This is a genomic window from Streptomyces sp. NPDC050161 (genome assembly GCF_044460025.1).
Taxonomy (GTDB): Bacteria; Actinomycetota; Actinomycetes; order Streptomycetales; family Streptomycetaceae; genus Streptomyces.
Genome location: NZ_JBITJM010000005.1, coordinates 282,930 through 308,392, shown reverse-complemented (window position 1 = coordinate 308,392; position 25,463 = coordinate 282,930). Strand labels below are relative to the sequence as shown.

Genomic DNA, 25,463 nt, shown 5'->3' with positions numbered 1-25,463 from the left:
GCGGGGGCCGGGCCTCGTCGTGTGCGGCCCCCGGCTCAGGCGGAATGGCCGAGATCCGCCGCCCGTACGGGGTCGGCGAACGGCAGTCCCCTGGTGTAGCGCTCCAGCTCGTCCAGCGCGTGGTCGGCCAGCCGGTGCAGTTCACCGCCGAGCGACCCGGCGACGTGCGGGGTCAGCAGCACGTTCGGCAGGTCGTACAACGGCGATGCGGGGTGCGGGAGTTCGGGTTCGGTGACGTCCAGGACCGCGCTGATCCGGCCGCCGCGCAGCTCGGCGACGAGCGCGTCCTCGTCGACGAGGGAGCCGCGCGCGGTGTTGACCAGCGTCGCGCCGTCCGGCAGCAGGGCGAGTTGCGCGGCGCCGAGCAGATGCCGGGTGGCGGGCAGCGCGGGCGCGTGCACGGAGACGACGCCGCTGGCCGCGCACAGCTCGTCGAGCGGCACCGCGCGGGCCCCGAGCCGCTCCGCGTCCGCCGCGTCCACGTACGGATCGTGCAGCAGAACCCGCAGGTCGAACGGGCGCAGCAGCTCGATGACCCGGCGTCCCGTGCGGGAGGCGCCGATGACGCCGACGGTGCGGCGGTAGTTGCCTGCGGCGGCCAGCTCGCGGTGCCAGTCGTGCGCGGTGCGCAGGCTCCGGTAGCGCCGCGCCGCGTGCAGCACCCGCTTGTTGGCGAGGAGGATCGCGGCGAGGGTGTACTCCGCGACCGGCAGCGCGTTGGCCCCGGCCGCCGACGAGACGGCGATGCCGCGCTCCCAACAGGCCGGTGTGATGTGCTCCTTGACGGAACCCGCGGCGTGCACGACGGCCCGCAGCCGGGGCGCGCGCTCCAGTACCCGCCTGGTCAGCGGCGGCGCGTCCCAGCAGGTCAGCAGCACCTCGGCGGTGGCCAGCGCGGCGGCGACCGCGGGCCCGGGAGCGGTCAGATCGTGCGCGACGAGCCGGGGATCGGTACGGGCGAGCGCCGCCAGCCGAGTGTGGTGACGGGGTGCCAGCAGCCGTTCGGCCATGCCGGGGCCCATGGACAGCAGCAGCGCGGGCCGGGTGCCGGGCGTGGCCGCCTGACCCGGGCCGTGGCCGGGGGTGGGAGACATGGCAGGGACGCTCCTTCACGGTGGCCCGGCGGCGCGGTCCGCGCGAACGCGGGCCCCTTCGCGGGCACTTGACGGCATGATCCTTCGTTCGTACGGGGAAGGAGTCAAGCACCGGCCCGCGCTCCGGCGTGCGCCCCCCACCCCGTTCGTGAGAGAGGTCGCCATGGCTTCGCTGCCCTTCCCGCTACCCGCCGATGACCGCGGGCTCAGCCCGTACACCGGCTGGACCCGCGCCCACTGGGAAGCGACCGCCGACGGTCTGCTCCGGGCGGCGCTCGCCCATGCCACACCACGCCACGGGCTGCTGCTCCTGCCCGGCGGCCGGCCCAGCTTCTCCGGCACCCGCTCGGACGGGCTCGAAGGGTTCGCCCGCACCTTCCTGCTCGCCGCCCTGCGGGTGGCAGGCGCGAACGGCGACGATCCGCACGGCTTCCTCGACCGCTACGCACAGGGCCTGGCCGCCGGCACCGAATCCCCGGTCCCCGACGGGCAGTTGACGGACGAGCACCCCGAATCCTGGCCGAGCCTCGACGCCGTGAACCAGGCCCACGTCGAGGCCGCCTCCATCGCCCTGGGGCTTCGGCTGACCCGCCGCTGGCTGTGGGACGGGCTCGACGAGAAGGTGCGCGAGCGGGTCGCCGACTGGCTGCGGCCCGCGCTCGGCCCCTCGCCGATGGACAACAACTGGTGGCTCTTCGGCCTGACCGTCGGCGGCTTCCTGGCCGATGCCGGCATCGAGACCGACCGCTCCCGCACCGCCATCGACCGGGCACTGGCCAGGATCGACGAGTGGTACGTCGGCGACGGCTGGTACAGCGACGGCCCCAACCGCTCCTTCGACCACTACAACGGCTGGGCCCTGCACTTCTACCCCATGCTGCACGCCCACCTCGCCGGCGACCGCGCCCTGCTCGCCTCGCACGGCGCGCGGCTGCACGACCATCTCGCGCACGCCGCCCGCCTCTTCGACGCCAACGGCGCGCCCCTGCCCTTCGGACGCTCCCTCACCTACCGGTTCGCCGCGACCGCCGCCCCCTGGATCGGCGCGCTCACCGGCCACACGCCCCTCACCCCCGGCACCACCCGCCGCCTCGCCTCCGGAGCGCTGCGCCACTTCGTCGACCGGGGCGCCGTCGGCGACGAAGGGCTGCTGCCGCTCGGCTGGTACGGCCCGTACCCGCCGCTCATCCAGATGTACTCGGGCCCCGCATCGCCGTACTGGGCGTCCAAGGGCTTCGTCGGCCTGCTGCTGCCGTCCGACCACCCGGCCTGGACCGCGCCCGAGGAGGCGCTGCCCGCCGAGACCTCCGACGTCGCACTGCCGCTCGGCCCGACCGGCCTGCTCGTCCACTCCACCGCGGCGGACGGCCTGGTGCGTCTGCACAACCACGGCAGCAGCGCCCTGCACCCCAGCTTCGCCCCGTACTACGCGCGCTTCGCCTACTCCACCCGCACCGGCCCCGCGCACCCCGGATCCACCGACGGCACGGACCTCGACGGCACGTCAGGCGGCGACCCGGCGCAGCTCACCGACAACCACTTCGCGCTGCTCGCCGACGGCCTGCCCACCCAGCGCGGCCCGGTGACCCCGTCAGGGCAAGGACCCGGCTGGGCCGCCTCCGCGCACACCCCGCACGGAGCCGACGGCGAACCGCTGCCCGGCGTCCGGATCCACTCCGCCACCCTCGTGCACGACCGCGCCGAACTCCGCGCCCATCTGGTGACCGGCGCCGCGCCCGGCACCCGGGTCTGCCAGACCGGCTGGGCCGTCACCGCCGAAGGCCCGGCCGCCCAGCTCCACCCCGTCCGCGGCTACGAAGGACCGCCCCGGGAGATCCCCGCGGGCAGCACCCTCATCGGCCCCGCCGCCCGCACCACCGTCCTGGAAGGCACCGTCACCGACGACCCCCAGGGCACCCTCTTCCTCGCCCTGGCCTCCCTGACGGACGTCCCCGACCCGGCACCCGCCGACACCCTGGCCACCGTCCGCGTCACCCCCGGCCTGCTGCACGTGACCTGGGCGGACGGGGAGGTCACCGAGATGCCGTTCCCCACCAGCTGAGCGATGGCGGCGGGGGGGGGGGGGGGGGGGCCCCCCCCCCCCCCCCCCCCCCCCCAACCGGGGCCCCCCCCGCCCCCCCCCCCCCCCCCCCCCCCCCCCCCCCCCCCCCGCCGGCCCCCCCCGGCCGGGGCCACGGTACGTGGGGGGCGGGGTGGTTCCCCTCTTGCCGGTCCCCCCCCCCCTCCGGGGGGGGGGGGGGGGGGGGGTCGGCCCCCCCCCCCGCCGCCCCCAACTGCCCTAACGGGGCCCGTACTTCCGCCCCGTACGCGACGTGACGCCGCCCAGCAGCCCGCGCGGCGCCAGCTTCACCGCACCCATCAGCGCCTTGTACCGCGGGTCGGGGATGGACAGCGACTTGCCGCGGGTGAGGTCCTTCATCGCCGCGTCCACCAGCTTGTCCGCGTCCAGCCACAGCCAGCCGGGGATGTTGTCCGTGCCCATCCCCGCCCGCTGGTGGAACTCGGTCCGTACGAACCCCGGGCACAGCGCCATCAGACGCACCCCGCTCCCGGCCAGATCGCGCGCCGCGCCCTGCGTGAACTGCACGACCCACGCCTTGCTCGCCCCGTACGTCCCGCGCGGCACGAACGCCGCGACCGAGGCGACGTTGACGACCGCGCCGCGCCGCCGGTCGCGCATGCCGCGCACCGCGGCGGTGGTCAGCCGCAGCACCGCCTCGCAGTGCACCTTCAGCATCGTCAGCTCGTCGGCCATCGGCACTTCCAGGTACTCGCCCTTGTTGCCGAAGCCCGCGTTGTTGACCAGCAGGTCCACCGGGTGCTGACGGTCGTCCAGCCGGGCCTCGACGGCGGCGATGCCTTCCTCGGTGGCCAGATCGGCGCTGAGCACCTTCGCCTCGATGCCGTGCAGGTCGTGCAGCTCGGTCGCCTGCTCGTGCAGCCGCTTCTCGTCGCGCGCCACCAGGACGAGGTTGTGGCCGTTGCCCGCGAGCCGCCGGGCGAACGCCGCCCCGATGCCCGCGGTCGCTCCCGTGATCAATGCAGTCGTCATACGGGCACGCTATCCGCCGCGGGCCTGACATGAACCCACCCATCCCCGCCGCCCGGTCACCCGAGGACGCCGCACCCGCCCCTCAACTCGCCTTCCGCTGCCGCTCGATGTACGCCAGCGCCCGCCCCCGTGCCTCCGGATGCAGCGCGTCCCCGGCGGCCAGCAGCCGCGGCAGCAGCTCCCGGCGTGTGGTCACCGCCCGGAACACCAGCCCCACGGTGATGTCGTGATCCGGCCGGAACACCAGCCCGACACCGTCGCCCGCCTGGATCTCACCCGGCTCGATCACCCGCAGATACGCGCCGGGCAGCCCCGCCTGCGTGAACCGCTTGATCCAGCCACTGCGGCCCATCCGCCCCTGGAACGTCCGGCACGGAACGCGCGGCGACGTCACCTCCAGCAGCACCCGCCGGCCGATCCGCCAGCGCTCGCCGATCCGGGCGCCGGTGACCTCCACACCCGAGGTGGTGAGGTTCTCGCCGAAGGCGCCGTTGGCCAGCTCCCGGTCGAGTTCGCGCTGCCAGACGTCCAGATCTTCGCGGGCGTAGGCGTACACGGCCTGGTCGTCGCCGCCGTGATGGCGGATGTCGACCACCGAGTCGCCCGTGAGCCCGCTGCCGGCCAGGCCCTTGGGTCCGGGCGCGGCCACCGTCACCGGGCCGTCCACCGGCCTCTTGTCGAAGCCGGTGCGCCCGCCGTCGGCGTCGGTGTGCGCGGAAGGGGCCGGGCGCCCCACGTTCACGGTCAACAGCTGCCTACGGTGCTGAGGCTCCATACCGCCAACGTAAGCGAGCGGGCCGGAAGTCTCTCGCGGTGAAGAGACCGACGGCGGCTCTCCTCAAAGCCGTGTCCGGAATTTATAGTTCCCCTCCAAGTCGTGCTTATGCTTGAAGAATGATCGAGGCTCGTCATCTCCGTGTGCTCCGCGCGGTCGCCCACACCGGCTCCTTCTCCGCCGCCGCCCGCGAACTCGGCTGCACCCAGCCGGCCGTCAGCCAGCAGATGAAGGCCCTGGAACAGTCCGCGGGCACCCCGCTGCTGGTCCGCGCGGGCCGCGAGATGCGGCTGACCCAAGCGGGCGAGGCGCTGGTACGGCACGCCGTCGGCATCCTGGCCGGGCTCACCGCCGCCGAGGAGGAGATCGCCGCCATCGCCGGGCTGCGGGCCGGCCGGGTGCGGCTGGTGTCGTTCCCGTCGGGCAGTTCGACGCTGGTGCCCGCCGCGCTGGGGGCGATGCGCGCGGCCCATCCCCGTACCCGCGTCTCCCTGGTGGAGGCCGAACCGCCGCGCTCCATCGAGATGCTCCGCAACGGCGACTGCGAAATCGCGCTGGCCTTCCGCTATCCGGAGGTACGCGGCGCCGACCCCGAGGCCGGGGCGGAGTGGGACGACCTGGTGGTCAGGCCGATCCTCGCCGACCGGCTGATCGGACTGGTACCGACGGGCCACCGGCTGGCTGCGGCAGGTGCGGCGAGCTTCGCCGACCTGGCCGACGAACCGTGGATCGCGGGCTGCCCCCGGTGCCGCAGGCACCTGGTGGAGGTCTGCGAGAGCGCCGGCTTCACCCCGCGCATCGATTTCGCCACCGACGACTACCCCGCCGTGATCGGCCTGGTCGGCGCGGGCCTCGGGGTGGCGGCGCTGCCCGAACTCGCCGTGGAGTCGGTACGCCCCAAGGGGGCCAGAGCGGTGCGCCTGGAGCCTCCCGTGCACCGCGAGATCGTCGCGCTCACGCTGCCCGACCTGGCCAGGGTGCCCGCGGTCGACGCCATGCTCGACCAACTGGTGCGCGCCGCCGGACGGTGACCCGGACGTCGTCCGCCCGCCCGCGAAGGCCGCAGCCACACTCCGCCCGTGCGTGCGGGACAGGTGCGCGGGCCGAGGTGCAGGAACGTTTCTCCTGAGTGGTTGCGCTCCCTGGGTGTCAGTCGACGCCGGGACCTGCGGGGCCGGCCAGTGTGGTCGCGGGGATCAGCCGGTGGCGGGCCCGGCCCATCAGCTCCTCGCGCTCGTCCTCGGTCAGGCCGCCCCAGACCCCGTAGGGCTCGCGGACGGCCAGGGCATGCGCCGCACATTCGGCCCGCACGGGGCAGCGCATGCAGACCTCCTTCGCCGATGTCTCACGCGCGCTGCGGGCCGCTCCGCGCTCGCCCTCGGGGTGGAAGAACAGTGAACTGTCCACGCCGCGGCAGGCGGCCAGCAGTTGCCAGTCCCAGAGGTCTGCGTTCGGGCCCGGGAGGCGGGAGAAATCTGCCATTGCTTGTCCCCTCGAAGCGATGCTGTATCGGGCTCGGTGCTCAAGAACGTACATCTACTGTGTAAGTAGATGTAAATATGACTCATTGCGAATCTAGCCTCACCTGGCAGGAAAATGGAAGAAAGAGAGCCAAATAGGGCATAGGGTGCGCGCGAGGTGGCGGCCGTCCGCTGTTCCGTCTGCGTATCCGGGTCCTTACGCAGCGTGCCGAAGTCGGTCGTCGAACCCGTAACTCTTTCGAGTGACCGTCGTTGAGTGTGCGGAGGCGGTTGACAGAGGTAGACCTCGGGCAGGTGTCCGAGGCCGTCAATCGCACAGGTGACGATACGTACCAGCCTGGAGGCTCAAGGTGACGCGCATCAGCTGCGGAGGACGGTCATGACTTCCGTCCTCGTCTGCGACGACTCCCCGCTTGCCCGAGAAGCGCTCCGCCGGGCGGTTGCGACCGTCCCCGGCGTCGAGCGTGTGACGACGGCTGCCAACGGCGAGGAAGTCCTCCGCCGCTGGGGTGCCGATCGCTCGGATCTGATTTTGATGGATGTACGGATGCCCGGACTCGGCGGCGTCGAGACCGTGCGGCGGCTGCTGTCCGCCGACCCCGGCGCCCGGATCATCATGCTCACGGTGGCCGAGGATCTGGACGGCGTCGCGCTCGCGGTCGCCGCCGGTGCCCGTGGCTATCTGCACAAGGACGCCTCGCGCGCCGAGCTGCGGGCGACGGTGACCCAGGCGCTCGCCGATCCGACGTGGCGGCTCGCCCCGCGCCGGCTGCGGTCCGCCGAGATGGGCGCCGCACCGACGCTCACCGCCCGCGAGATCCAGGTGCTGGAGGGGATGAGCCACGGCCGCTCGAACGCCGAGATCGGCCGCGAACTGTTTCTGTCCGAGGACACGGTCAAGACGCACGCCAGGCGTCTCTTCAAGAAACTCGGCGCATCCGACCGGGCGCACGCGGTGGCGTTGGGCTTCCGCTGGGGGCTCGTCCGCTGACCTGCTGGGCGACGGGGTTATGGCGGGCGCCGCTGGTTCGGGTGGCGGCCGTCGTAGCCCCGTTGTACGACGCTCGGCGCCGAAACGTCACGGGATGCCGCATCCTTGACGTGTGACTCCTCCCCGGCGGAGGCCGGGGCTTCTCACTCGGCCAGAAGAGACCTCATGACGGACAAGCCCTACCCGGTGCCTCACGGCACGGATACACGCTACCGGCGAGGACTCGGGGTCGGCATGGGCACAACCCGATCGGGGGAGGCGTGGGACGTGCGTGCTAACGCAGCGGCTCGTAACGGTTCAGTGCACAACGACGAGGGCGGTGCCGAACCCGGTGCCGCACCAAGGCACCATGGACCGATGCGCGATGACGGCAAGCAGGAGATCGGCGATCTCGTCGCACGCGCAGTCGAGGGCGATCAGCGGGCCACACACGACCTGCTGGCCCATGTGCACCCCCTCGCGCTGCGGTACTGCCGCACCCGGCTCTCCCGGCTTCCCGGTGACGCCCGGCACTTCGTGGAGGACCTGGCGCAGGAGGTCTGCGTCGCGGTGCTCTGCGCGCTGCCGCGCTACCGCGACACCGGAAAGCCCTTCGAGGCGTTCGTCTTCGCGATCGCCGGGCACAAGGTCGCCGACCTCCAGCGGGCGGCGATGCGCGGGCCCGGCAGCACGGCCGTGCCGTCCGACGAGATGCCCGAGCAGCCCGACGATTCGCTCGGCCCCGAGGAGCGGGCGCTGCTGAGCAGCGACGCCGCGTGGGCGAAGAAGCTGCTGGCCAACCTTCCGGAGAATCAGCGCGAGCTGGTGCTGCTGCGGGTCGCCGTCGGGCTGACGGCCGAGGAGACCGGGCAGATGCTCGGGATGTCACCGGGTGCGGTGCGGGTCGCCCAGCACCGTGCGCTGAGTCGGTTGCGGGCGCTCGCCGAGCAGTAGCCCGGCGACGGGAAACCCCCTGTGAACTGGCTGGATATGGCCGTAGGAAGCTACGGGTGATGAGCCCCTCATCGCTCGTGGAATGAGACACCTCCGCGGGCCGTTAGCATGGAGATCCGCGCTGAGGCAAGAGCATTGGGGAAGGTGTCATGAGTGACAACGTCGACGGTATGCCCGCCAAATTCGCCATGCTTGGGCTGACATACGACGACGTTCTGCTGCTGCCCGGCGCTTCGGAGGTGCTGCCGAACGCGGTCAGCACCGCCTCCCGGGTATCGCGGAACGTACGGGTGAACATCCCGCTGCTCTCGGCGGCGATGGACAAGGTCACCGAGGCGCGGATGGCGATCGCCATGGCGCGTCAGGGTGGTGCGGGTGTGCTGCACCGCAACCTCTCCATCGAGGACCAGGCCAACCAGGTCGACCTGGTCAAGCGCTCCGAGTCCGGCATGGTCACCGACCCGATCACGGTCCGTCCCGACGCCACCCTCGCCGAGGCCGACGCGCTCTGTGCGAAGTTCCGTATCTCCGGTGTGCCGGTCACCGACGCCGCGGGCAAGCTGCTCGGCATCGTGACCAACCGCGACATGGCCTTCGAGATGGACCGCAGCCGTCAGGTCCGCGAGGTCATGACGCCGATGCCGCTGGTCACGGGCAAGGTCGGGATCTCCGGCGAGGACGCCATCGAGCTGCTGCGCCGCCACAAGATCGAGAAGCTGCCGCTGGTCGACGACTCCGGTGTGCTCAAGGGTCTGATCACCGTCAAGGACTTCGTCAAGGCCGAGAAGTACCCGAACGCGGCCAAGGACGCCGAGGGCCGGCTGGTCGTCGGTGCCGCGGTGGGTGTCGGCGACGCGGCGTACGACCGGGCGCAGGCGCTGGTCGAGGCCGGTGCGGACTTCCTCGTCGTGGACAGCGCGCACGGCCACAGCCGCGGCATCCTCGACATGATCGCCAAGGTCAAGTCCAACATCGGCGTGGACGTCGTCGGCGGCAACGTCGCCACCCGTGACGGCGCCCAGGCCATGATCGACGCGGGTGTCGACGGCATCAAGGTCGGCGTCGGGCCCGGCTCGATCTGCACCACCCGCGTCGTCGCCGGTGTCGGCGTGCCGCAGGTCACCGCGATCTACGAGGCCGCACAGGCCGCGCACGCGGCGGGGGTGCCGCTGATCGGCGACGGTGGCCTGCAGTTCTCCGGCGACATCGCCAAGGCCATCGCGGCCGGTGCGGACACCGTCATGCTGGGCTCGCTGCTGGCCGGCTGCGAGGAGTCGCCCGGCGAGATGGTCTTCATCAACGGCAAGCAGTTCAAGTCGTACCGCGGCATGGGCTCGCTGGGCGCGATGCAGTCCCGTGGACAGGGCAAGTCCTTCTCCAAGGACCGCTACTTCCAGGACAACGTCCTCTCCGAGGACAAGCTGGTGCCCGAGGGCATCGAGGGCCAGGTGCCCTACCGCGGCCCGCTCTCCTCGGTCGCCCACCAGCTCGTCGGCGGCCTGCGCGCCTCCATGGGCTACGTCGGCTCCGCCGACATCCCGGAGCTGAAGGACAAGGGCCGGTTCGTCCGGATCACGTCCGCGGGCCTCAAGGAGAGCCACCCGCACGACATCCAGATGACGACCGAAGCGCCGAACTACTCCCGGCGCTAGCACGCGCGACGGAGCCCGCGGCCGGACCCCGGCCGCGGGTTCCGTCGTGTCGGGGATACTGGAACGGCAGACGTAGAGGGAAAGGCCACACCAACGTGACTGAGATCGAGATCGGGCGCGGCAAGCGCGGCCGTAGGGCATACGCCTTCGACGACATCGCCGTCGTACCGAGTCGCCGTACGCGCGACCCGAAGGAGGTCTCGATCGCCTGGCAGATCGATGCCTACCGCTTCGACCTGCCGTTCCTGGCGGCACCGATGGACTCGGTGGTCTCCCCGCAGACCGCCATCCGCATCGGCGAGCTGGGCGGCCTCGGCGTCCTGAACCTGGAAGGGCTCTGGACGCGCTACGAGGACCCCGAGCCGCTGCTCGCCGAGATCGCCGAGCTGGACAGCGACGCGGCCACCAAGCGGCTCCAGGAGATCTACGCGGCGCCGATCAAGGAAGAGCTGATCGGCCAGCGGATCAAGGAGGTGCGCGACTCGGGTGTCGTCACCGCCGCCGCGCTCTCGCCGCAGCGCACCGCGCAGTTCTCCAAGGCCGTGGTGGACGCCGGCGTGGACATCTTCGTGATCCGCGGGACGACGGTCTCGGCCGAGCACGTGTCGTCCGCCGCCGAGCCGCTGAACCTCAAGCAGTTCATCTACGAGCTGGACGTCCCGGTCATCGTCGGCGGCTGCGCCACGTACACCGCCGCGCTGCACCTGATGCGGACCGGTGCTGCCGGTGTGCTGGTCGGCTTCGGCGGCGGCGCCGCGCACACCACCCGTAACGTCCTGGGCATCCAGGTCCCGATGGCGACGGCGGTGGCCGATGTCGCGGCTGCGCGCCGGGACTACATGGACGAGTCCGGCGGTCGTTACGTCCACGTCATCGCCGACGGCGGCGTGGGCTGGTCCGGCGACCTGCCGAAGGCCATCGCCTGCGGTGCGGACGCCGTGATGATGGGCTCCCCGCTGGCCCGCGCGACCGATGCGCCCGGCCGCGGTCACCACTGGGGTATGGAGGCCGTGCACGAGGACGTGCCGCGCGGCAAGCGGATGGACCTCGGTGCGGTCGGCACGACGGAGGAGGTGCTGCTCGGCCCGTCGAACACCCCGGACGGTTCGATGAACTTCTTCGGTGCGCTGCGCCGGGCGATGGCCACCACCGGCTACTCCGAGCTGAAGGAGTTCCAGCGGGTCGAGGTGACGGTGGCGCCGACGGCGCGGCGCTAGCGTCTCCCACGTTGCCGTCCGTCCCGGCGTGCCTCGTCTGTTGTGCTGAACCCGCCTGCGGCGGGAGCGGGGTGGGTGGTGGGGCGGGCGCCCGGTGGGGATTTCGGGTGCGGTGCCGGGCCTCCGGGACTGCGTCCCTGCGGCCCGGCCCCTCCCGGGGAGTGGGCGTCCGTCCCTGAGTGGGGGTGGAGACAAGCAGAGACCGGTCCGCCGACGTGTGTCGGCGGGCCGGTCTTTTTGCGTGTGGTTATCGCCGGGGTGTGGTTACAGGCGGTGTGCGGTGCCGGTGGGGGTGGCGCCGCGGGTGTCCAGGAGGAGTTGGGCCTTGACCGAGAGGCCCTGGAGGTCGTAGGTGCGGTGGGGCTGGAGGAGGACCGTGAGGTCGGCGCCGGTGGCGGCTTCGTAGAGGGAGTCGGCGCGGGGGACGGGGCGGTCGAGGACCGTCCAGTGGGGGACGTAGGGGTCGTGGTACGTGATGTGGGCGCCGAGTTCCATGAGGCGGGCGGCGATTTCGCGGGCGGGGGAGCCCTCCTGGTCGCCGATGTCCGGCTTGTAGGTGACGCCGAGCAGCAGGACCCGGGCGCCGCGGGCGGACTTGCCGTGCTCGTTGAGGAGCGTGGCGCAGCGCTGGATGATGTAGCGCGGCATGCGGGTGTTGACCTCTTGGGCGAGTTCGACCATGCGGAGCGGGTAGCCGAGCGAACGCCCTTTGTAGGCGAGGTAGTTGGGGTCGACGGGGGCCGCGTGGCCGCCGACTCCGGGCCCTGGGCGGAAGGACTGGAAGCCGAACGGTTTGGTCTCGGCGCAGCGGATGACGTCCCAGAGGTCGACGCCGATGTCGTGGCAGAAGACCGCCATCTCGTTCATCAGGGCGATGTTGATGTGGCGGTAGTTGGTCTCCAGGAGCTTGGCGGTCTCCGCCTCGCGGGGGCCGCGGGCGCGTACGACCTTGTCGGTGAGGCGGCCGTAGAAGGCGGCGGCGGCTTCCGTGCAGGCGGGGGTGAGGCCGCCGATGACCTTGGGGGTGTTGCCGTAGCGGTGGCCGCGGTTGCCCGGGTCGTGCCTGCTGGGGGAGCAGGCGAGGTGGAAGTCGCGGCCCGCGGTGAGTCCTGAGCCCTCTTCGAGGAGCGGGCGCAGGAATTCTTCGGTGGTGCCGGGGTACCCGGCGGATTCGAGGACGACCGTGGTGTGCGGGCGCAGTTGGGCGGCGAGCGCGCGGGCCGCGTCGGCGATGCCGGTCAGGTCCAGTGCGCGGTCCTCGCCGAGCGGGGTGGGCGCGCAGATGACGGCGGTGCGGACCTTGCCGAGCGCGGCGGGGTCGGTGGTGGTGCGGAAGCCCGCCGCGAGGAGCCGGCGCATCTCGGTCGCCGAGAGCGGCCCGTCGGCGCCTGAGGGCGCGGCGGCGTGTGGTGCGGGGTCGTAGCCGACGGTTTTGATGCCGGCCGCGGTGGCGGCCTGGGCGAGGGGGAGGCCGAGGTGACCTAGTCCGATGACGGCGAGGTCTGCGGGCATGCTGCGGCCGTCCTTCCCGGGTTTCTGATTGACGCATAAGTAGACTAAGCCGACATTTCCCGCAGAATGGGAATTGGTCGATCAAGGTCGCGGGGTGTTGCCGCATCGGGCAGAGGGGGTGGATACGGCCACGTAGCGCGGACAGACTCGACAGACGGGGGTGTGGCCCCGATCACAGCGGGAGGCAGTGGTGAAGACAGCGACACTGGGACCGGCGCAGCGTGCCGAGGCGCTCGCCCGAATGGCGGAGCGGGAGCTGGACATTCTGGTGGTCGGCGGCGGCGTCGTCGGCGCCGGTACCGCACTGGACGCGGCGACCCGCGGACTGAGCACCGGACTCGTCGAGGCCCGCGACTGGGCATCGGGCACGTCGAGCCGGTCGAGCAAGCTCATCCACGGCGGGCTGCGGTATCTGGAGATGCTGGACTTCGCGCTGGTGCGGGAGGCGCTCAAGGAGCGCGGGCTGCTGCTGGAGCGGCTCGCGCCGCATCTCGTGAAGCCGGTGCCCTTCCTCTACCCGTTGCAGCACAAGGGCTGGGAGCGCTGGTACGCCGGTTCGGGTGTCGCGCTCTACGACGGCATGTCGATCTCGTCGGGGCACGGCCGAGGGCTGCCCGTCCACCGGCATCTGTCGCACAAGCGGGCACTGCGGGTGGCGCCCTGCCTGAAGAAGGACGCGCTGGTCGGGGCGTTGCAGTACTACGACGCGCAGATGGACGACGCGCGCTACGTCGCGACGATGGTGCGGACCGCCGCCGCGTACGGCGCGCAGGTCGCCAACCGGGCGCGGGTGGTGGGCTTTCTGCGCGAGGGCGAGCGGGTGGTCGGCGCGCGGGTGGAGGACGTCGAGGCGGGCGGGACGTACGAGGTGCGGGCCCGGCAGATCGTCAACGCGACCGGGGTGTGGACCGATGACACCCAGGCGCTGATCGGTGAGCGCGGGCAGTTCCACGTCCGTGCGTCGAAGGGGATCCACCTCGTCGTCCCCAAGGACCGGATCCATTCGACGACCGGGCTGATCCTGCGGACCGAGAAGAGCGTGCTGTTCGTCATCCCCTGGGGGCGGCACTGGATCATCGGCACCACGGACACCGACTGGGATCTGGACAAGACCCATCCGGCGGCGTCCAGCGCCGACATCGACTACCTGCTTGAGCACGTGAACTCGGTGCTCGCGACCCCGCTGACCAGGGACGACGTGGAGGGTGTCTACGCCGGGCTGCGGCCGTTGCTGGCGGGCGAGTCGGATGCCACGAGCAAGCTGTCGCGGGAGCACACGGTGGCGCACCCGGTGCCGGGTCTCGTGGTCGTCGCGGGCGGCAAGTACACGACGTACCGGGTGATGGCCAAGGACGCGGTGGACGAGGCGGTGCACGGTCTGGACCAGCGGGTCGCGGAGTGCGTGACGGAGGACGTGCCGCTGGTCGGTGCCGAGGGCTACAAGGCGCTGTGGAACGCGCGGGCCAGGATCGCGGCCCGCACCGGGCTGCACGTCGCCCGCATCGAGCATCTGCTGAACCGTTACGGCTCCCTCGCCGACGAGCTGCTGGAGCTGGTGGTGGCCGATCCCTCGCTGGGCGAGCCGCTGACCGGCGCCGACGACTACCTGCGGGCCGAGGCGGTGTACGCGTGCACGCACGAGGGCGCCCGGCACCTGGACGACGTGCTGACCCGGCGCACCCGCATCTCGATCGAGACCTTCGACCGCGGCACCCGCTGCGCCCGTGAGGTGGCCGAACTGATGGCGCCCGCGCTGGGCTGGGACGCGGCGCAGATCGACAAGGAGGTCGCGCACTATCAGAAGAGGGTCGAGGCGGAGCGCGAATCGCAGCGGCAGCCGGACGACTTGACGGCGGACGCGGCCCGGCTGGGCGCGCCCGACATCGTGCCGCTGTAGTCCGCGGTCAGGATCAGGGGCGACCGTCGCCTGCCGCGGCGGTCGCCCTTGCCGTGCCCCGCGCCGCGCCCTGCGTCCCAGGGCGGAACGATCCGCTCGTGTGGTCGAGGAGCCGGCGGGCGGTCACCCGTGCGAGCGGTGTCAGGGCGCCGCGCGGCCGTCGCGTCGTCATCGGGACTCCCGTTCGCCGGGGCCATGATGACGGGCGTACGGGGCGCGGCACGTCACAGCCCCGGGCCTTCCGCACGGCCGCGGATGAGGGAGAATGAAGGCTCTGCCAGGGTGGGTTGTCCGAGTTGGGTCAGTTTGGCGATCGATGCCATATCGAAGCCGCCAACTCGGCTGGATTGCAGAGGGGATTCAGTGGGCGACGAGGTCGAGATGGACGGCAAGGAGGGCAGGCTGCTCGCCGGCCGTTACCGGCTCGCCGGAGTCCTCGGCCGCGGTGGCATGGGCACGGTCTGGCGGGCGCGCGACGAGGTGCTGGGCCGGACGGTCGCGGTCAAGGAGCTGCGTTTCCCCGGCGGCGTGGAAGAGGACGAGAAGCGCCGGCTGATCACCCGCACCCTGCGCGAGGCCAAGGCGATCGCCCGGATCCGCAACAACGGCGCGGTGACGGTGTACGACGTGGTCGACGAGGACGACCGGCCGTGGATCGTGATGGAGCTGGTCGAGGGGCGTTCGCTGGCCGAACTGGTGCGCGACGACGGGCCGCTCACCCCGCGTCGGGCCGCCGAGGTCGGCCTGGCCGTCCTGGACGTGCTGCGCGCCGCCCACCGCGAGGGCATCCTGCATCGCGACGTGAAGCCCTCCAACGTCCTGATGTCCGACGACGGGCGGGTCGTGCTGACCGACTTCGGCATCGCCCAGGTCGAGGGCGACCCGTCGGTGACCTCCACCGGCATGCTCGTCGGCGCGCCCTCCTACATCTCCCCCGAGCGCGCCCGCGGCCAGAAGCCGGGCCCGCCCGCCGACCTGTGGTCCCTGGGCGGCCTGCTGTACGCCTGCGTCGAGGGTGTGCCCCCGTACGACAAGGGGTCGGCGATCGCCACCCTGACCGCGGTGATGACCGAGCCGGTCGAGAAGCCGAAGAGCGCCGGCGCCCTGGAAGAGGTCATCTACGGCCTGCTGGTCAAGGACCCGGCGGGGCGGCTGGACGACGCCGGGGCGCGTGCCCTGCTGACGGACGTCATCCACGCGCCGGATGAAGCCGAGGCGCAGGCGCCGATGGACGCGACCCGGGCGATGGCGCTGCCGACGGTCCCCGAGGAGCGGACGCCGCCTCGGCCCGCGGCGAAGCCCAAGCCGAAGGCCGTGCCCAAGCGCCCGCAGCGCAAGCCGAAGCCGGCCGGGCCTGCGGCGGGCGGTGGCGCGTCCGGCGGTGCGCCGGGGGACAAGGCCGAGGCGCCGCCGAAGCCCGGTGGTGCGCCGGTGGCCGGTGTGCCCGCGAAGGCGTCGTCCGGCGGCCGTCCTGGGTTCGACTCGGACGCGGCCAAGGAGCGGATGCGCGGGGCGCTCCAGTCGGTGCGCAACGCCGCCGCCACGGCAGCCGCCGCGGCCCGCCCGGAGTCCAGACCCGGCGAGGGCGACCGTCCGTCGCCGCCCCGGGCCTCGGTCACCGACGTCGTACCGCGCCGCACCCTGATCACGCTGGCCGTCGTGGTGGTCGTCGTCGTGGTGGCCTGCGTGCTGGCCTTCGCGCTCAGCGGTGATGACGGCGACAACGGCGCCGCCGCGGGCAAGGACATCAAGGCGACCGCCGACCAGAGCCGTCCCGCCAAGGGCGCGGACAAGGGCGAGGGCGACGACAAGGACGAGAACGGCGAGGACGGTGACGCGCCCCCGCCCTCGGACAAGCCGGCGCACAAGCCGTCCAAGAAGCCCGACGAAGGCACCTCGTACACGCACGACCAGGGGTTCTCGCTGCGGCTTCCGGAGGGCTGGAAGTACCGCTCGACGGACAAGGCGGGCGCCCGCTTCACGGGTCCTGACGATCAGAAGCTGCTCGTGGGGTGGACGACGTCGCCGAAGGACGACCCGGTCGCCGACTGGAAGAAGCAGGAGGGCGGCATGCGCCGCCCGCACTACCACCGGATCGCCATCAAGTCCGTGAAGTTCCATGACTGGCCCACCGCCGACTGGGAGTTCACCTACGAGGACGGCGGCAAGAAGTTCCGTTCCGTGGACCGCGGCACCGTCGTCGACGACGACCTCGGGTACGGCCTGATGTACACCGCGCCGGCCGACAAGTGGAGCGGTGAGGGCAGCCGCTCGGCGTGGAAGCTGCTCACCGAGAGCTTCCGGCCGGAGGAGCCCTGATCCACCGGGATTTCGGCTGAGGTGAGGGGCCGGCCGTCCCGGCCGGTCCCGGGTTCGGGTCGAAAGCGCACTCGGCTCCGTGTCCTGGCGCCCGGCCGCGTATCGTGAGAGTTCCGCAGGCGCGGGCCGCCGCAAGTGTGCACAGGCGGGCCGGAGATGGCCGCGGTCGGCAGATGCTGCGGGGTGGGGAGGCGTCGTGGACGCGTACGCGGGGAGAGTGCTCGCCGAGCGGTACCGTCTTCCGCTGCGGCCCGCGGGGGACGAGGACTTCGCCGAGACCCGGGCCTTCGACACGTACAGCGCGCAGGAAGTGCTGCTCCGTCAGGTGCCGTTGCCCGAGGTGGTGGAGGCGGAGTTCGCCGACGCGGAGCCGGGCGCGGGTGGCCGGCCGCCGGGTGGCGCAGGGGCGCGGCCGGGCCGGCGGCCGGGGACGGCCGACCGCAGTCCGCACGATCCGGTGGCGCGGCGCGCGCTGGAGGCCGCAGCCGCCGCGGCGCAGCTGCCCGACCATCCGCTGCTCGACCAGGTCTTCGACGTGTTCGTCCAGGACGGCAGCCTGTGGATCGCGGGTGAACTGGTCGCCGCACGCCCGCTGTCCGCGCTGCTCGCCGAAGGGCCGCTGACCGTGCAGCGCGCCGCGGAGATCGCCGCCGATGTGCTCACCGCGCTCCGCGCCCTGCACGCGCACGGCTGGACCCACCGCAATCTCACCGCGCGTACGGTCCTGGTCTGCCACGACGGCCGCGCGATGCTGACCGGCCTGGCGGTGGGCGCGGCCCAGGAGGCGCTGTGCGGGAGCGATCCGGTGCCGCGGGACGGGGCCGGGCCTGCGCAGGCCGAGCCCCGGGTGCAGATGCGGAAGCAGGCGGCGACGGCCCACGGCGCCGTGGAAGGGGCGCGGGCGGTACCTGCCGGGGTGCTGGCCGCCGGGGCGGGCGAGGGGCCGGGCACCGGCGCGTACCCCGCCCGGGTGGGAGGGGACGGCGCGGGTGCGGCGCCCGGTGCGGGGGCTTCGGGCGGGCTGCCCGCACCCCGCAGCGCCGAGCCCCATGGCGTACCGGACCCGTCCATACCCCGGGTGCCCGCCCCCGCGGGCCCGCCGCAGGACGCGGCCCCGGGCGGGCGTCCCGGTGCGGCGCTCGCCGCCGAACGGGCCCGGCAGGCGCGGCTCCAGGTCATCGGCCCGGTCACCGAGCGCTGGGCGCCGGAGCTGGCGGACCCGCAGGTGTCGCCGCGTGCCGCCGCCGATCTCTGGGCGGTCGGCGCGCTGCTGTTCCGCTGTGTGCAGGGCCGGCCGCCGTTCCCCGAGGAGAGCAGCGTCGAGCTGGCGCGGCTGGTCCGTGCGCAGCTTCCGGCGGCGGCCGACGGGTGCGGGCGGCTGCGGCCGGTCGTCGAGGCGCTGCTGAGCCGGGATCCGGCGGCCAGGCCCGGCTTCGACGAGCTGCGGGTCCTGCTGTGGTCGGTGATCCGTACGGCGCCCGAGCCGGATCTGGGCGGTGTGCTGGTGACGGTGCCGGCGCCGGGCGCGGGCGGTGATCCGCGGCGGCTGCCGATCGTGCGGCGGCGCGGTGAACTGGTCCGCACCGGGCGGTCCCGGCGCGGCGCGGTACGCCGTGCGCGCGCCGATCGGGCCGCCGCCGGTACGGCGCGGCGGTCGCCCGATGCCGTCGCGCCCCGGCCCGCGAAGCGCCCGAAGCGGCAGCGGGCGGCGCCCGTCGCGGGTGCGGCAGCCCCGGGCCGGCCGGGCAAGCCGCCGAAGCCGCAGCGGCGCAGCCCGCGGCATCTCGGCAGGCTGCTGCTCGCGCTGATCCTGCTGCTGGTGGTGGGTGCCGTCGTCTACGCGATGGTGTTCCTGCCGAAGGCCGGCTCGCGGGCTTCGGGTCCTGGTGGCGCCATGCAGGCGACGGCCGCGTCCGGTACGCCGTCCGGTGGTCCCGCGCCGTCGCAGGACGGGCAGCACGGCGGCGGCGCGTCGGGTACCGGCAGCCCGCAGACCACGGCGCCCGCCGGGCTCGCCGACGGGTTCGAGGTGCGCAAGGACCCCGAGGGCTTCCAGGTCGGCGTCCGCGACGGCTGGCAGCGCAGGGCGGCGAACGACCGGGGCCAGGTCCGCTACGTCGGCGGCGGCTACGAGCTGGTGATCGTGCCTGGCCGGGACACGACGGCGAAGTTCGGCGCCGACCCGATGGCGTACCAGCAGGACAAGGAGCCGGAGCTGGCGCCGTACCGCGGGTCCGGCTGGGCGACGGCGTCCGGTCTGCGGCGGACGGACGTGGGGCGGACGGCGATGGCCGAGGGCACCTTCACCTGGAAGGACAGCAGCGGCCGTGAGGTGTACGTGCGCAACCTCGCGATGATCCATGACGGCCGCTACCACCTCGTCCAGGTCATCGGCCCGCACGACGACCGCCGCGAGGTGGACCGCTACTACGACCAGGCGACCGGCAGCTACCGTCCGGCCTGATCGCTCAACTCCCGGTCCGCGGGCGGGGGAAGGCGTCCGAAGGCCCGTCCGCGAACCGTTCGCGCAGCTCCTGTTTGAGCACCTTGCGCAGGGTCGCGCCGCGCGGCAGGGCGGGCAGCACCTCCAGCTGTTCGGGCAGCTTGTGCGGCGCCAGGCCGGTGCCCCGCAGGTACGCGGTGACCTCGGCGAGCGTCAACTCCCTTGCTTCCGGCGGTTGTTCGACGACCGCGCAGACCCGTTCGCCGCGCGCCCGGTCCGGCAGTCCGATGACGGCGGCTTCGGCGACGTCCGGGTGCAGGTGGAGCAGGTCCTCGATCTCGCGGGCCGAGATGTTCTCGCCCTTGCGGATGATGATGTCCTTGAGGCGGCCGGTGACGACGAGGTGGCCGGTGGGGGTGAGGTGGCCGAGGTCGCCGGTGGGGAGGAAGCCGTCGGTGTCGAAGGGCGGCGGTTCGTCCAGGTAGCCGCGGCAGACGGCCGGGCCGCGCAGCAGGATCTCGCCGCTGTCCGGGGCGATGCGGATCTCCATCCCCGGGGGCGGGCGCCCTTCGGTGGTCGCGAGGTGTTCCGGGTGCTCCAGCGGGTCGCCCATGGTGACCATCGGTGCCTCGGTCATCGCGTAGCCGTGGGCGAGCCGGCAGCCGAGTTCGGTGACCACGTCGTGGTGGAGTCCCGGCGGTCGGGGCGCGCCGCCGCCCGCCATCAACCGCAGGGACGGCAACAGGCGGCGGCCGGGCGGCAGTTGGCGCTGTTCGGCGAGGAAGAGGGTGTAGAAGGCGGTGGAGCCGCCGGCGACGGTGACGCGGTGGCGCCGGTAGGCGGCGAGCGAGCCGGGCAGCGCGAAGTGCTCCAGGAGGACGGCGGGGATGCCGTGCAGCAGGAGCATGACGGTGTAGTCGGGCCCGGCGACATGGGCGTAGGGGAAGGCCATCGAGCCGGTGTCGGACGGGCCGATGCGCAGCGCCGTGGCCAGGCAGCGGCCCGCGGTGCGCAGGCTGTGGTCGGTGTGCAGGACGCCTTTGGGTGCGGCGGTGGTGCCGGATGTCCAGTAGATCCAGCGGACCGCGTGGGCGTCTTGGGGCGGCGGGGGCAGCACGGCGGGGTCGGCGTCGGGCAGCGTGTCGTAGGTCTCGATGACGGTGAGCGGGTCCGGCAGCCCCGCGGCCAGGCGGCGGGCCATCGCGGTGTGGTCGAAGCCGCGCCAGGTGCCGGGGCTCAGGTAGAACGGGGCCCGGGTGCGGCGCAGTACGTGTCCGGTCTCGTGGTCGCGGTAGAGCGGTACGACGGGGCTCTGGACCGCGCCGATCCGGGCCAGTGCCAGGCTGACCAGCACGGTTTCGATGCGCGTCGGCAGTTGCCAGACGACCCGGGTGCCGGGGCGTACACCCCGTTCGTACAGTCCGGCGGCGAGGCGTTCAGCGCGCCGGTGCAGGGCCCCGAAGGTGATCCGGCGCTCGTGCCGCGCCCTCTCGTGGCCCTGGATGAGCGCGGGGGCGTCCGGGGTGCGCGCGGCGCGCCAGGCGGCCAGGTCCCACAGGGTGCTGCCGGTCATGGAGGCCCCTCCCGGTGACTGACGGCTCGTCAGATCTGGCCCGAGGGTAGGGGCCTGCGCCTTGTCGGTCCAGAGGGTGCGGGGCTAGCCTCTTTCTGACGGGTCATCAGATAACGGTGAGGGGAATCCGGTGGAGCTACCGCGCATCATCAGCGTCGACGACCATGTGATCGAGCCCGCGCACCTCTTCGAGACCTGGCTTCCGGCGAAGTACCGCGACCGGGGGCCGAAGCCGCTGACGGCCGGGATCGGTGAACTGGCCTACGTCGGTGGCAAGTACAAGTTCACCACCGACCCGGAAGGCCAGCTGACGGACTGGTGGAGTTACGAGGGCGACGTCTTCCCGTACAAGCGCATCATCGCCGCCGTCGGCTTCTCGCGGGACGAGATGACGCTGGACGGGATCACCCGCGAGCAGATGCGGCGCGGCTGCTGGGATCCTCAGGCGCGCCTTGCCGACATGGACCTCAACCACGTCGAGGCGTCACTGTGCTTCCCGACCTTCCCGCGGTTCTGCGGCCAGACCTTCGCCGAGGCGCAGGACAAGGAAGTCGGCCTCGCGTGCGTGCGGGCGTACAACGACTGGATGGTGGAGGAGTGGTGCGGGGACAGCGGCGGGCGGCTGATCCCGCTCTGCCTCATCCCGCTGTGGGACGTGGACCTGGCCGTCGCGGAGATCCGCCGCAACGCCGCCCGCGGCGTGCGCGCCGTCACCTTCTCCGAGATCCCCACCTACCTCGGACTGCCGTCCATCCACAGCGGCTACTGGGATCCGTTCTTCGCGGCCTGCGAGGAGACCGGCACCGTCGTCAACATGCACATCGGGTCCAGCTCGCAGATGCCGGCCGCGTCGCCGGACGCGCCGCCCGCCGTGCAGGCCTCGCTCAGCTTCAACAACGCGATGGCCTCGATGATGGACTTCCTCTTCAGCGGCGTCCTGGTGAAGTTCCCCCGCCTCAAACTCGCCTACAGCGAGGGCCAGATGGGCTGGATCCCGTACGCCCTGGAGCGCGCCGACGACGTCTGGGAGGAGCACCGCGCCTGGGGCGGCGTCCGTGACCTCATCCCCGAGCCGCCGTCGGTGTACTACTACCGGCAGATCTTCTGCTGCTTCTTCCGCGACAAGCACGGCATCGACTCGCTGGACGTCGTCGGCCGGGACAACGCCACCTTCGAGACCGACTACCCGCACGTCGACTCCACCTGGCCGCGCACCAAGGAAGTCGCGCTCGACCACGTCAAGGGCCTGGACGACGAGACCGTGTACAAGCTGATGCGCGGCAACGCCATCCGGATGCTCGACCTCGACCTGGACCGGTAGTGGACCTCTCCTACACGCCGGACGAGGAGGACTTCCGCGCCCGGCTGCGCCGCTGGCTCGGCGAGGCGCTGCCCACGCTGCCGCCCCGCCCCGCAGCCGACGACTGGCCGGGCCGCCGGGCCTACGACACCGCCTGGCAGCGGATGCTGTACGACGCCGGATACGCCGGGCTGCACTGGCCGCGGGACGCCGGCGGGCAGGGCGCGACGCCGACCCAGCACCTGATCTTCCTGGAGGAGACGGAGCGGGCCGGCGCGCCCTACGTCGGCGCGAACTTCGTCGGACTGCTGCACGCCGGGCCGACCGTCGCCGCCGAAGGCACCGCGGGCCAGCGCGCCCGCTGGCTCCCGCCGATCCTGCGCGGGGACGAGATCTGGTGCCAGGGCTTCAGCGAGCCGGACGCCGGATCCGACCTCGCGGCGCTGCGCACCAGAGCGGTCCGCGACGGCGACGACTACGTCGTGACCGGCGCCAAGATCTGGACCTCGCACGCCGAGGTCGCCGACTGGTGCGAACTCCTGGTCCGCACCGACCCCGACGCGCCCAAGCACCGCGGCATCAGCTGGCTCGCCCTTCCCATGGACGCACCGGGTGTCACCGTACGGCCGCTGCGCACCCTCGCCGGCACCGCCGAGTTCGCCGAGATGTTCCTCGACGAGGTGCGGGTGCCGGTGGGCAACCGGATCGGGGCGGAGAACGACGGCTGGCGGGTCACCATGGTCACGCTGTCCTTCGAGCGCGGCACCGCCTTCGTCGGCGAGGTGGTGGCCTGCCGGCGGGTGCTGGCCGCGCTGGCCCGTACCGCCAGGGACAACGGACGCTGGGACGACGCGGTGCTGCGGCGCAGGCTCGGCCGGCTCGCCGCCGAGTTCACCGCGCTGTGGCGGCTCACGCAGTGGAACGTCAGCGAGGCACAGCGCACCGGAGGCGTGCCGGGCACCGGCGGCTCGGTCTTCAAGCTCCGCTACTCGCACGCCCGGCAGGAGCTGTACGACGCGGCGGCAGAGGTGCTGGGCGCCGGCGCGCTGGACGCGGACCACGAGTGGGTCGCGGCCCGGCTCTCCTCGCTCTCGTACACGATCGCGGCCGGCACCTCGCAGATCCAGCGGAACATCGTCGCCGAGCGGATACTCGGCTTGCCGAAGGGGCGGTGACGTGGACTTCCAACTCACCGATGATCAACGTGTGTTGCGGGCCGCCGCGCGGGAGCTGCTGGCCGGACGGTTCGGCGGGGAGCGGCTGCGGGCAGCAGTCGGCGACCCGGCGCTCGACCGCGCGCTCTGGCGCGAACTGGGCGCGGCCGGCTTCTTCGCGCTGCGGCTGCCGGAGGCCGCGGGCGGGGTGGGCCTGGGGCTGCCCGAAGCGGTCCTGGTCTGCGAGGAGGCCGGCCGGGCGCTGCTCCCGGGGCCGCTGGTGGCCTGCCATCTGCTGGCCGGCGTGGTGGACGGGGTGGCGGACGGCGAGCGGATCGTCGCACTGGCCGACGCCGCGCAGGGCCCCGGCTGGTGGGAACACCCGGCCGACTGCGACGAGTTGATCCTGCTGGACGAGCCGCCGGGACAGCCCGGCGGCGCCTACCGCATCCCGGCGCCGGAGGCCCGCGCGGCAGCGCAGCGGCCACCGTCATCCGTCGACCCGCTCACCCCGCTCGCCCGGATCCCCGGCCCGTCGGACGCCTCGCGCACCCCCCTGGGCACGGCCGTCGACGTACCGCGGCTGCGCAGGGAAGCCACCCTGCTGACCGCCGCGCAGCAGCTCGGCAGCGCGGCCCGCACGGTCGACGACGCGGTGGCCCACGCCCGTACCCGCGAGCAGTTCGGCGCGCCCATCGGCTCGTTCCAGGCGGTCAAGCACCTCTGCGCCGGGATGCTGGTACGGGCCGAGATCGCACGGAGCGCGGTGTACGCGGCGGCGGTCACCCAGAGCGAGCAGGAGGTGGCCGGTGCGAAGCTGCTCGCCGACGAGGCAGCGGTGCGTAACGCCCGCGACTGCGTGCAAGTGCACGGCGGCATGGGATTCACCTGGGAAGCGGACGTGCACCTGCACCTCAAGCGCGGGTGGCTGCGCGCGGAGACCTGGGGGCCGGCGCACGTGATGGAGGAACGCCTGGCCGCTTCGCTGTCGGCCGGATGAACTGCGCCTGACGCGGCCGACGATGTCAGGTTCTTGCAGTCGATGCGCGAAATGTCGGGACCGGGCAGCCAGATTCGGTCACGGAGCGTCGATATCGGTGGGTGACCAGCGTGTGACTCGTCACGCGCGGGAGTCGACGGCCCGCTCGGGTACGCTCACTTGGATGCGAGTGGTTCTGTGGCGCAACGATCACGGTGCCGTCGGAAAGGCGGCTCCGGGGTACGGACTGCGCACCCCTCGCCCCGGTCGGGGGCCGCGGATTCCCCCGTGTTCGACTCCCCGCAAAGTGCGTCGCACAGTATGCAACACGCATACTCCCTTGCGCTGGAATATGCCCGAAGCGCTTGTTGGGGTGACAGAACGTCAACCATGCTGTGCCTTGACGGGGTCACGCACCGTGACTTCGTGGAGGCGCAAGGCGAAGTTTCCGCCGGTTCGGATGGTGTGAGCGGTGCAGGTGCTTCAGGTGCAGTTGGACGTACGGCCGGACCCCGCGGAGGTGGGGCGGGCCAGGCGGTGGGCCAGGTCGCGGCTGGCCGGGTCGGGGATAGGTGTCGACGAGCCGTTGACCGAGACCCTGATCCTGCTGATCTCGGAACTGGTGACCAACGCCGTGGTCCATACCGGCACCGCGGCCGAGCTGCGGATGTGCTTCTCCGGCTCGGGCGCCGTGGTGGGAACGGTACGGGTGGAGGTGGTCGACTCCAGCGCCCGCCCGCCCTCACCGCGCCATGCCGACGGCGACGACACCCACGGCCGCGGCCTGGAGCTCGTCGACGGCCTGGCCGACCGCTGGGGCTGGCAGCCGGAGGGCACCGGGAAACGGATCTGGTGCGAGGTGGACCGCGGCCAGTCCCTGATGGTCACCACGGGCGGCGAACGGGGCGCGTACGAACAGCGCGGCCCGCGGCCGGCACGGCTGGCGAACTAGGCGGCACCCGGGGCACCGGGGAAACGGTCACTCCCGCCCACCGCGGCCGGTCCTGCCTCCCTGGCCGCACCTCCATCTCTCGCCCCGACCGCGTGACAGTTCCTGCACCACCGACGAC

19 protein-coding genes are annotated in these 25,463 nt (G+C 72.7%); 13 read left to right on the top strand and 6 right to left on the bottom strand.

Annotated features, from left to right (window positions below; genetic code table 11):
- Positions 1–35 precede the first annotated feature (35 nt).
- Positions 36–1,094: a hydroxyacid dehydrogenase gene (locus tag ACIBK8_RS11330; RefSeq protein ID WP_399041497.1), complete on the bottom strand. Its 1,059-nt coding sequence runs from the start codon at positions 1,092–1,094 to the stop codon at positions 36–38.
- A gap of 163 nt (positions 1,095–1,257) precedes the next feature.
- Here ACIBK8_RS11330 and ACIBK8_RS11325 point away from each other — a divergent pair, with 163 nt between their 5' ends.
- Positions 1,258–3,156, top strand: a complete 1,899-nt coding sequence (locus tag ACIBK8_RS11325) for a DUF2264 domain-containing protein (RefSeq protein WP_399041496.1) — start codon at positions 1,258–1,260, stop codon at positions 3,154–3,156.
- A 237-nt stretch (positions 3,157–3,393) separates the two neighbouring features.
- Here ACIBK8_RS11325 and ACIBK8_RS11320 read toward each other — a convergent pair whose 3' ends face one another.
- Both ACIBK8_RS11320 and ACIBK8_RS11315 read right to left on the bottom strand, forming a co-directional pair.
- Positions 3,394–4,167: an SDR family NAD(P)-dependent oxidoreductase gene (locus tag ACIBK8_RS11320; protein ID WP_399041494.1), complete on the bottom strand. Its 774-nt coding sequence runs from the start codon at positions 4,165–4,167 to the stop codon at positions 3,394–3,396.
- Positions 4,168–4,249: 82 nt separating this feature from the next.
- Positions 4,250–4,942: an MOSC domain-containing protein gene (locus tag ACIBK8_RS11315; protein ID WP_399041492.1), complete on the bottom strand. Its 693-nt coding sequence runs from the start codon at positions 4,940–4,942 to the stop codon at positions 4,250–4,252.
- A 119-nt stretch (positions 4,943–5,061) separates the two neighbouring features.
- On the opposite strand from ACIBK8_RS11315, the gene ACIBK8_RS11310 reads away from it, so the two are divergent.
- Positions 5,062–5,973: a LysR family transcriptional regulator gene (locus ACIBK8_RS11310; RefSeq protein WP_393683550.1), complete on the top strand. Its 912-nt coding sequence runs from the start codon at positions 5,062–5,064 to the stop codon at positions 5,971–5,973.
- A 118-nt stretch (positions 5,974–6,091) separates the two neighbouring features.
- Here ACIBK8_RS11310 and ACIBK8_RS11305 read toward each other — a convergent pair whose 3' ends face one another.
- Positions 6,092–6,424: a WhiB family transcriptional regulator gene (locus tag ACIBK8_RS11305; RefSeq protein ID WP_393683548.1), complete on the bottom strand. Its 333-nt coding sequence runs from the start codon at positions 6,422–6,424 to the stop codon at positions 6,092–6,094.
- A gap of 378 nt (positions 6,425–6,802) precedes the next feature.
- On the opposite strand from ACIBK8_RS11305, the gene ACIBK8_RS11300 reads away from it, so the two are divergent.
- The 4 genes from ACIBK8_RS11300 (at position 6,803) to ACIBK8_RS11285 (ending at position 11,216) form a co-directional block, all read left to right on the top strand.
- Entirely contained in the window at positions 6,803–7,414 is a 612-nt protein-coding gene (locus ACIBK8_RS11300; protein WP_003948568.1) for a response regulator transcription factor, read from the top strand.
- 357 nt (positions 7,415–7,771) lie between these two features.
- On the top strand, positions 7,772–8,347 hold the full coding sequence (locus ACIBK8_RS11295; RefSeq protein WP_285229389.1) for a sigma-70 family RNA polymerase sigma factor: 576 nt from the start codon (positions 7,772–7,774) through the stop codon (positions 8,345–8,347).
- Positions 8,348–8,496: 149 nt separating this feature from the next.
- Positions 8,497–9,999 (top strand): IMP dehydrogenase, encoded by a 1,503-nt coding sequence (gene guaB / locus ACIBK8_RS11290; RefSeq protein ID WP_399041491.1) that lies wholly within the window; start codon positions 8,497–8,499, stop codon positions 9,997–9,999.
- Between the two features lie 95 nt (positions 10,000–10,094).
- Entirely contained in the window at positions 10,095–11,216 is a 1,122-nt protein-coding gene (locus tag ACIBK8_RS11285; protein ID WP_399041490.1) for a GuaB3 family IMP dehydrogenase-related protein, read from the top strand.
- 264 nt (positions 11,217–11,480) lie between these two features.
- On the opposite strand, the gene ACIBK8_RS11280 is transcribed toward ACIBK8_RS11285, so the two are convergent.
- Positions 11,481–12,728 (bottom strand): nucleotide sugar dehydrogenase, encoded by a 1,248-nt coding sequence (locus tag ACIBK8_RS11280; RefSeq protein ID WP_393683544.1) that lies wholly within the window; start codon positions 12,726–12,728, stop codon positions 11,481–11,483.
- A 190-nt stretch (positions 12,729–12,918) separates the two neighbouring features.
- On the opposite strand from ACIBK8_RS11280, the gene ACIBK8_RS11275 reads away from it, so the two are divergent.
- The 3 genes from ACIBK8_RS11275 (at position 12,919) to ACIBK8_RS11265 (ending at position 19,408) form a co-directional block, all read left to right on the top strand.
- On the top strand, positions 12,919–14,625 hold the full coding sequence (locus ACIBK8_RS11275; protein ID WP_399041489.1) for a glycerol-3-phosphate dehydrogenase/oxidase: 1,707 nt from the start codon (positions 12,919–12,921) through the stop codon (positions 14,623–14,625).
- A 381-nt stretch (positions 14,626–15,006) separates the two neighbouring features.
- Complete coding sequence (locus ACIBK8_RS11270; protein WP_399041664.1) at positions 15,007–16,944, top strand: protein kinase; 1,938 nt, start codon at positions 15,007–15,009, stop codon at positions 16,942–16,944.
- Between the two features lie 196 nt (positions 16,945–17,140).
- Complete coding sequence (locus ACIBK8_RS11265) at positions 17,141–19,408, top strand: protein kinase (RefSeq protein WP_399041488.1); 2,268 nt, start codon at positions 17,141–17,143, stop codon at positions 19,406–19,408.
- A 4-nt stretch (positions 19,409–19,412) separates the two neighbouring features.
- Here ACIBK8_RS11265 and ACIBK8_RS11260 read toward each other — a convergent pair whose 3' ends face one another.
- Complete coding sequence (locus ACIBK8_RS11260) at positions 19,413–20,960, bottom strand: class I adenylate-forming enzyme family protein (protein WP_399041487.1); 1,548 nt, start codon at positions 20,958–20,960, stop codon at positions 19,413–19,415.
- Positions 20,961–21,090: 130 nt separating this feature from the next.
- Here ACIBK8_RS11260 and ACIBK8_RS11255 point away from each other — a divergent pair, with 130 nt between their 5' ends.
- The 4 genes from ACIBK8_RS11255 (at position 21,091) to ACIBK8_RS11240 (ending at position 25,345) form a co-directional block, all read left to right on the top strand.
- A complete protein-coding gene (locus ACIBK8_RS11255; RefSeq protein ID WP_399041486.1) occupies positions 21,091–22,281 on the top strand; it encodes an amidohydrolase family protein in 1,191 nt (396 codons plus the stop codon).
- Positions 22,281–23,435 carry an acyl-CoA dehydrogenase gene (locus ACIBK8_RS11250; protein ID WP_393683531.1) on the top strand — a complete coding sequence of 385 codons (1,155 nt, stop codon included), beginning with the start codon at positions 22,281–22,283 and terminating at the stop codon, positions 23,433–23,435. Before ACIBK8_RS11255 ends, ACIBK8_RS11250 begins: the two co-directional genes overlap by 1 nt.
- Position 23,436: 1 nt before the next feature.
- A complete protein-coding gene (locus tag ACIBK8_RS11245; RefSeq protein WP_399041485.1) occupies positions 23,437–24,414 on the top strand; it encodes an acyl-CoA dehydrogenase family protein in 978 nt (325 codons plus the stop codon).
- Positions 24,415–24,865: 451 nt separating this feature from the next.
- Positions 24,866–25,345: an ATP-binding protein gene (locus ACIBK8_RS11240; RefSeq protein WP_399041484.1), complete on the top strand. Its 480-nt coding sequence runs from the start codon at positions 24,866–24,868 to the stop codon at positions 25,343–25,345.
- Positions 25,346–25,463 lie beyond the last annotated feature (118 nt).

Excerpts from the sequence above, each read along its gene's own strand:
- ACIBK8_RS11330 (WP_399041497.1), bottom strand. The coding sequence starts at position 1,094 with ATGTCTCCCACCCCCGGCCACGGCCCGGGTCAGGCGGCCACGCCCGGC.
- ACIBK8_RS11325 (WP_399041496.1), top strand. The coding sequence starts at position 1,258 with ATGGCTTCGCTGCCCTTCCCGCTACCCGCCGATGACCGCGGGCTCAGC.
- ACIBK8_RS11320 (WP_399041494.1), bottom strand. The coding sequence starts at position 4,167 with ATGACGACTGCATTGATCACGGGAGCGACCGCGGGCATCGGGGCGGCG.
- ACIBK8_RS11315 (WP_399041492.1), bottom strand. The coding sequence starts at position 4,942 with ATGGAGCCTCAGCACCGTAGGCAGCTGTTGACCGTGAACGTGGGGCGC.
- ACIBK8_RS11310 (WP_393683550.1), top strand. The coding sequence starts at position 5,062 with ATGATCGAGGCTCGTCATCTCCGTGTGCTCCGCGCGGTCGCCCACACC.
- ACIBK8_RS11305 (WP_393683548.1), bottom strand. The coding sequence starts at position 6,424 with ATGGCAGATTTCTCCCGCCTCCCGGGCCCGAACGCAGACCTCTGGGAC.
- ACIBK8_RS11300 (WP_003948568.1), top strand. The coding sequence starts at position 6,803 with ATGACTTCCGTCCTCGTCTGCGACGACTCCCCGCTTGCCCGAGAAGCG.
- ACIBK8_RS11295 (WP_285229389.1), top strand. The coding sequence starts at position 7,772 with ATGCGCGATGACGGCAAGCAGGAGATCGGCGATCTCGTCGCACGCGCA.
- guaB (WP_399041491.1), top strand. The coding sequence starts at position 8,497 with ATGAGTGACAACGTCGACGGTATGCCCGCCAAATTCGCCATGCTTGGG.
- ACIBK8_RS11280 (WP_393683544.1), bottom strand. The coding sequence starts at position 12,728 with ATGCCCGCAGACCTCGCCGTCATCGGACTAGGTCACCTCGGCCTCCCC.
- ACIBK8_RS11270 (WP_399041664.1), top strand. The coding sequence starts at position 15,007 with ATGGACGGCAAGGAGGGCAGGCTGCTCGCCGGCCGTTACCGGCTCGCC.
- ACIBK8_RS11260 (WP_399041487.1), bottom strand. The coding sequence starts at position 20,960 with ATGACCGGCAGCACCCTGTGGGACCTGGCCGCCTGGCGCGCCGCGCGC.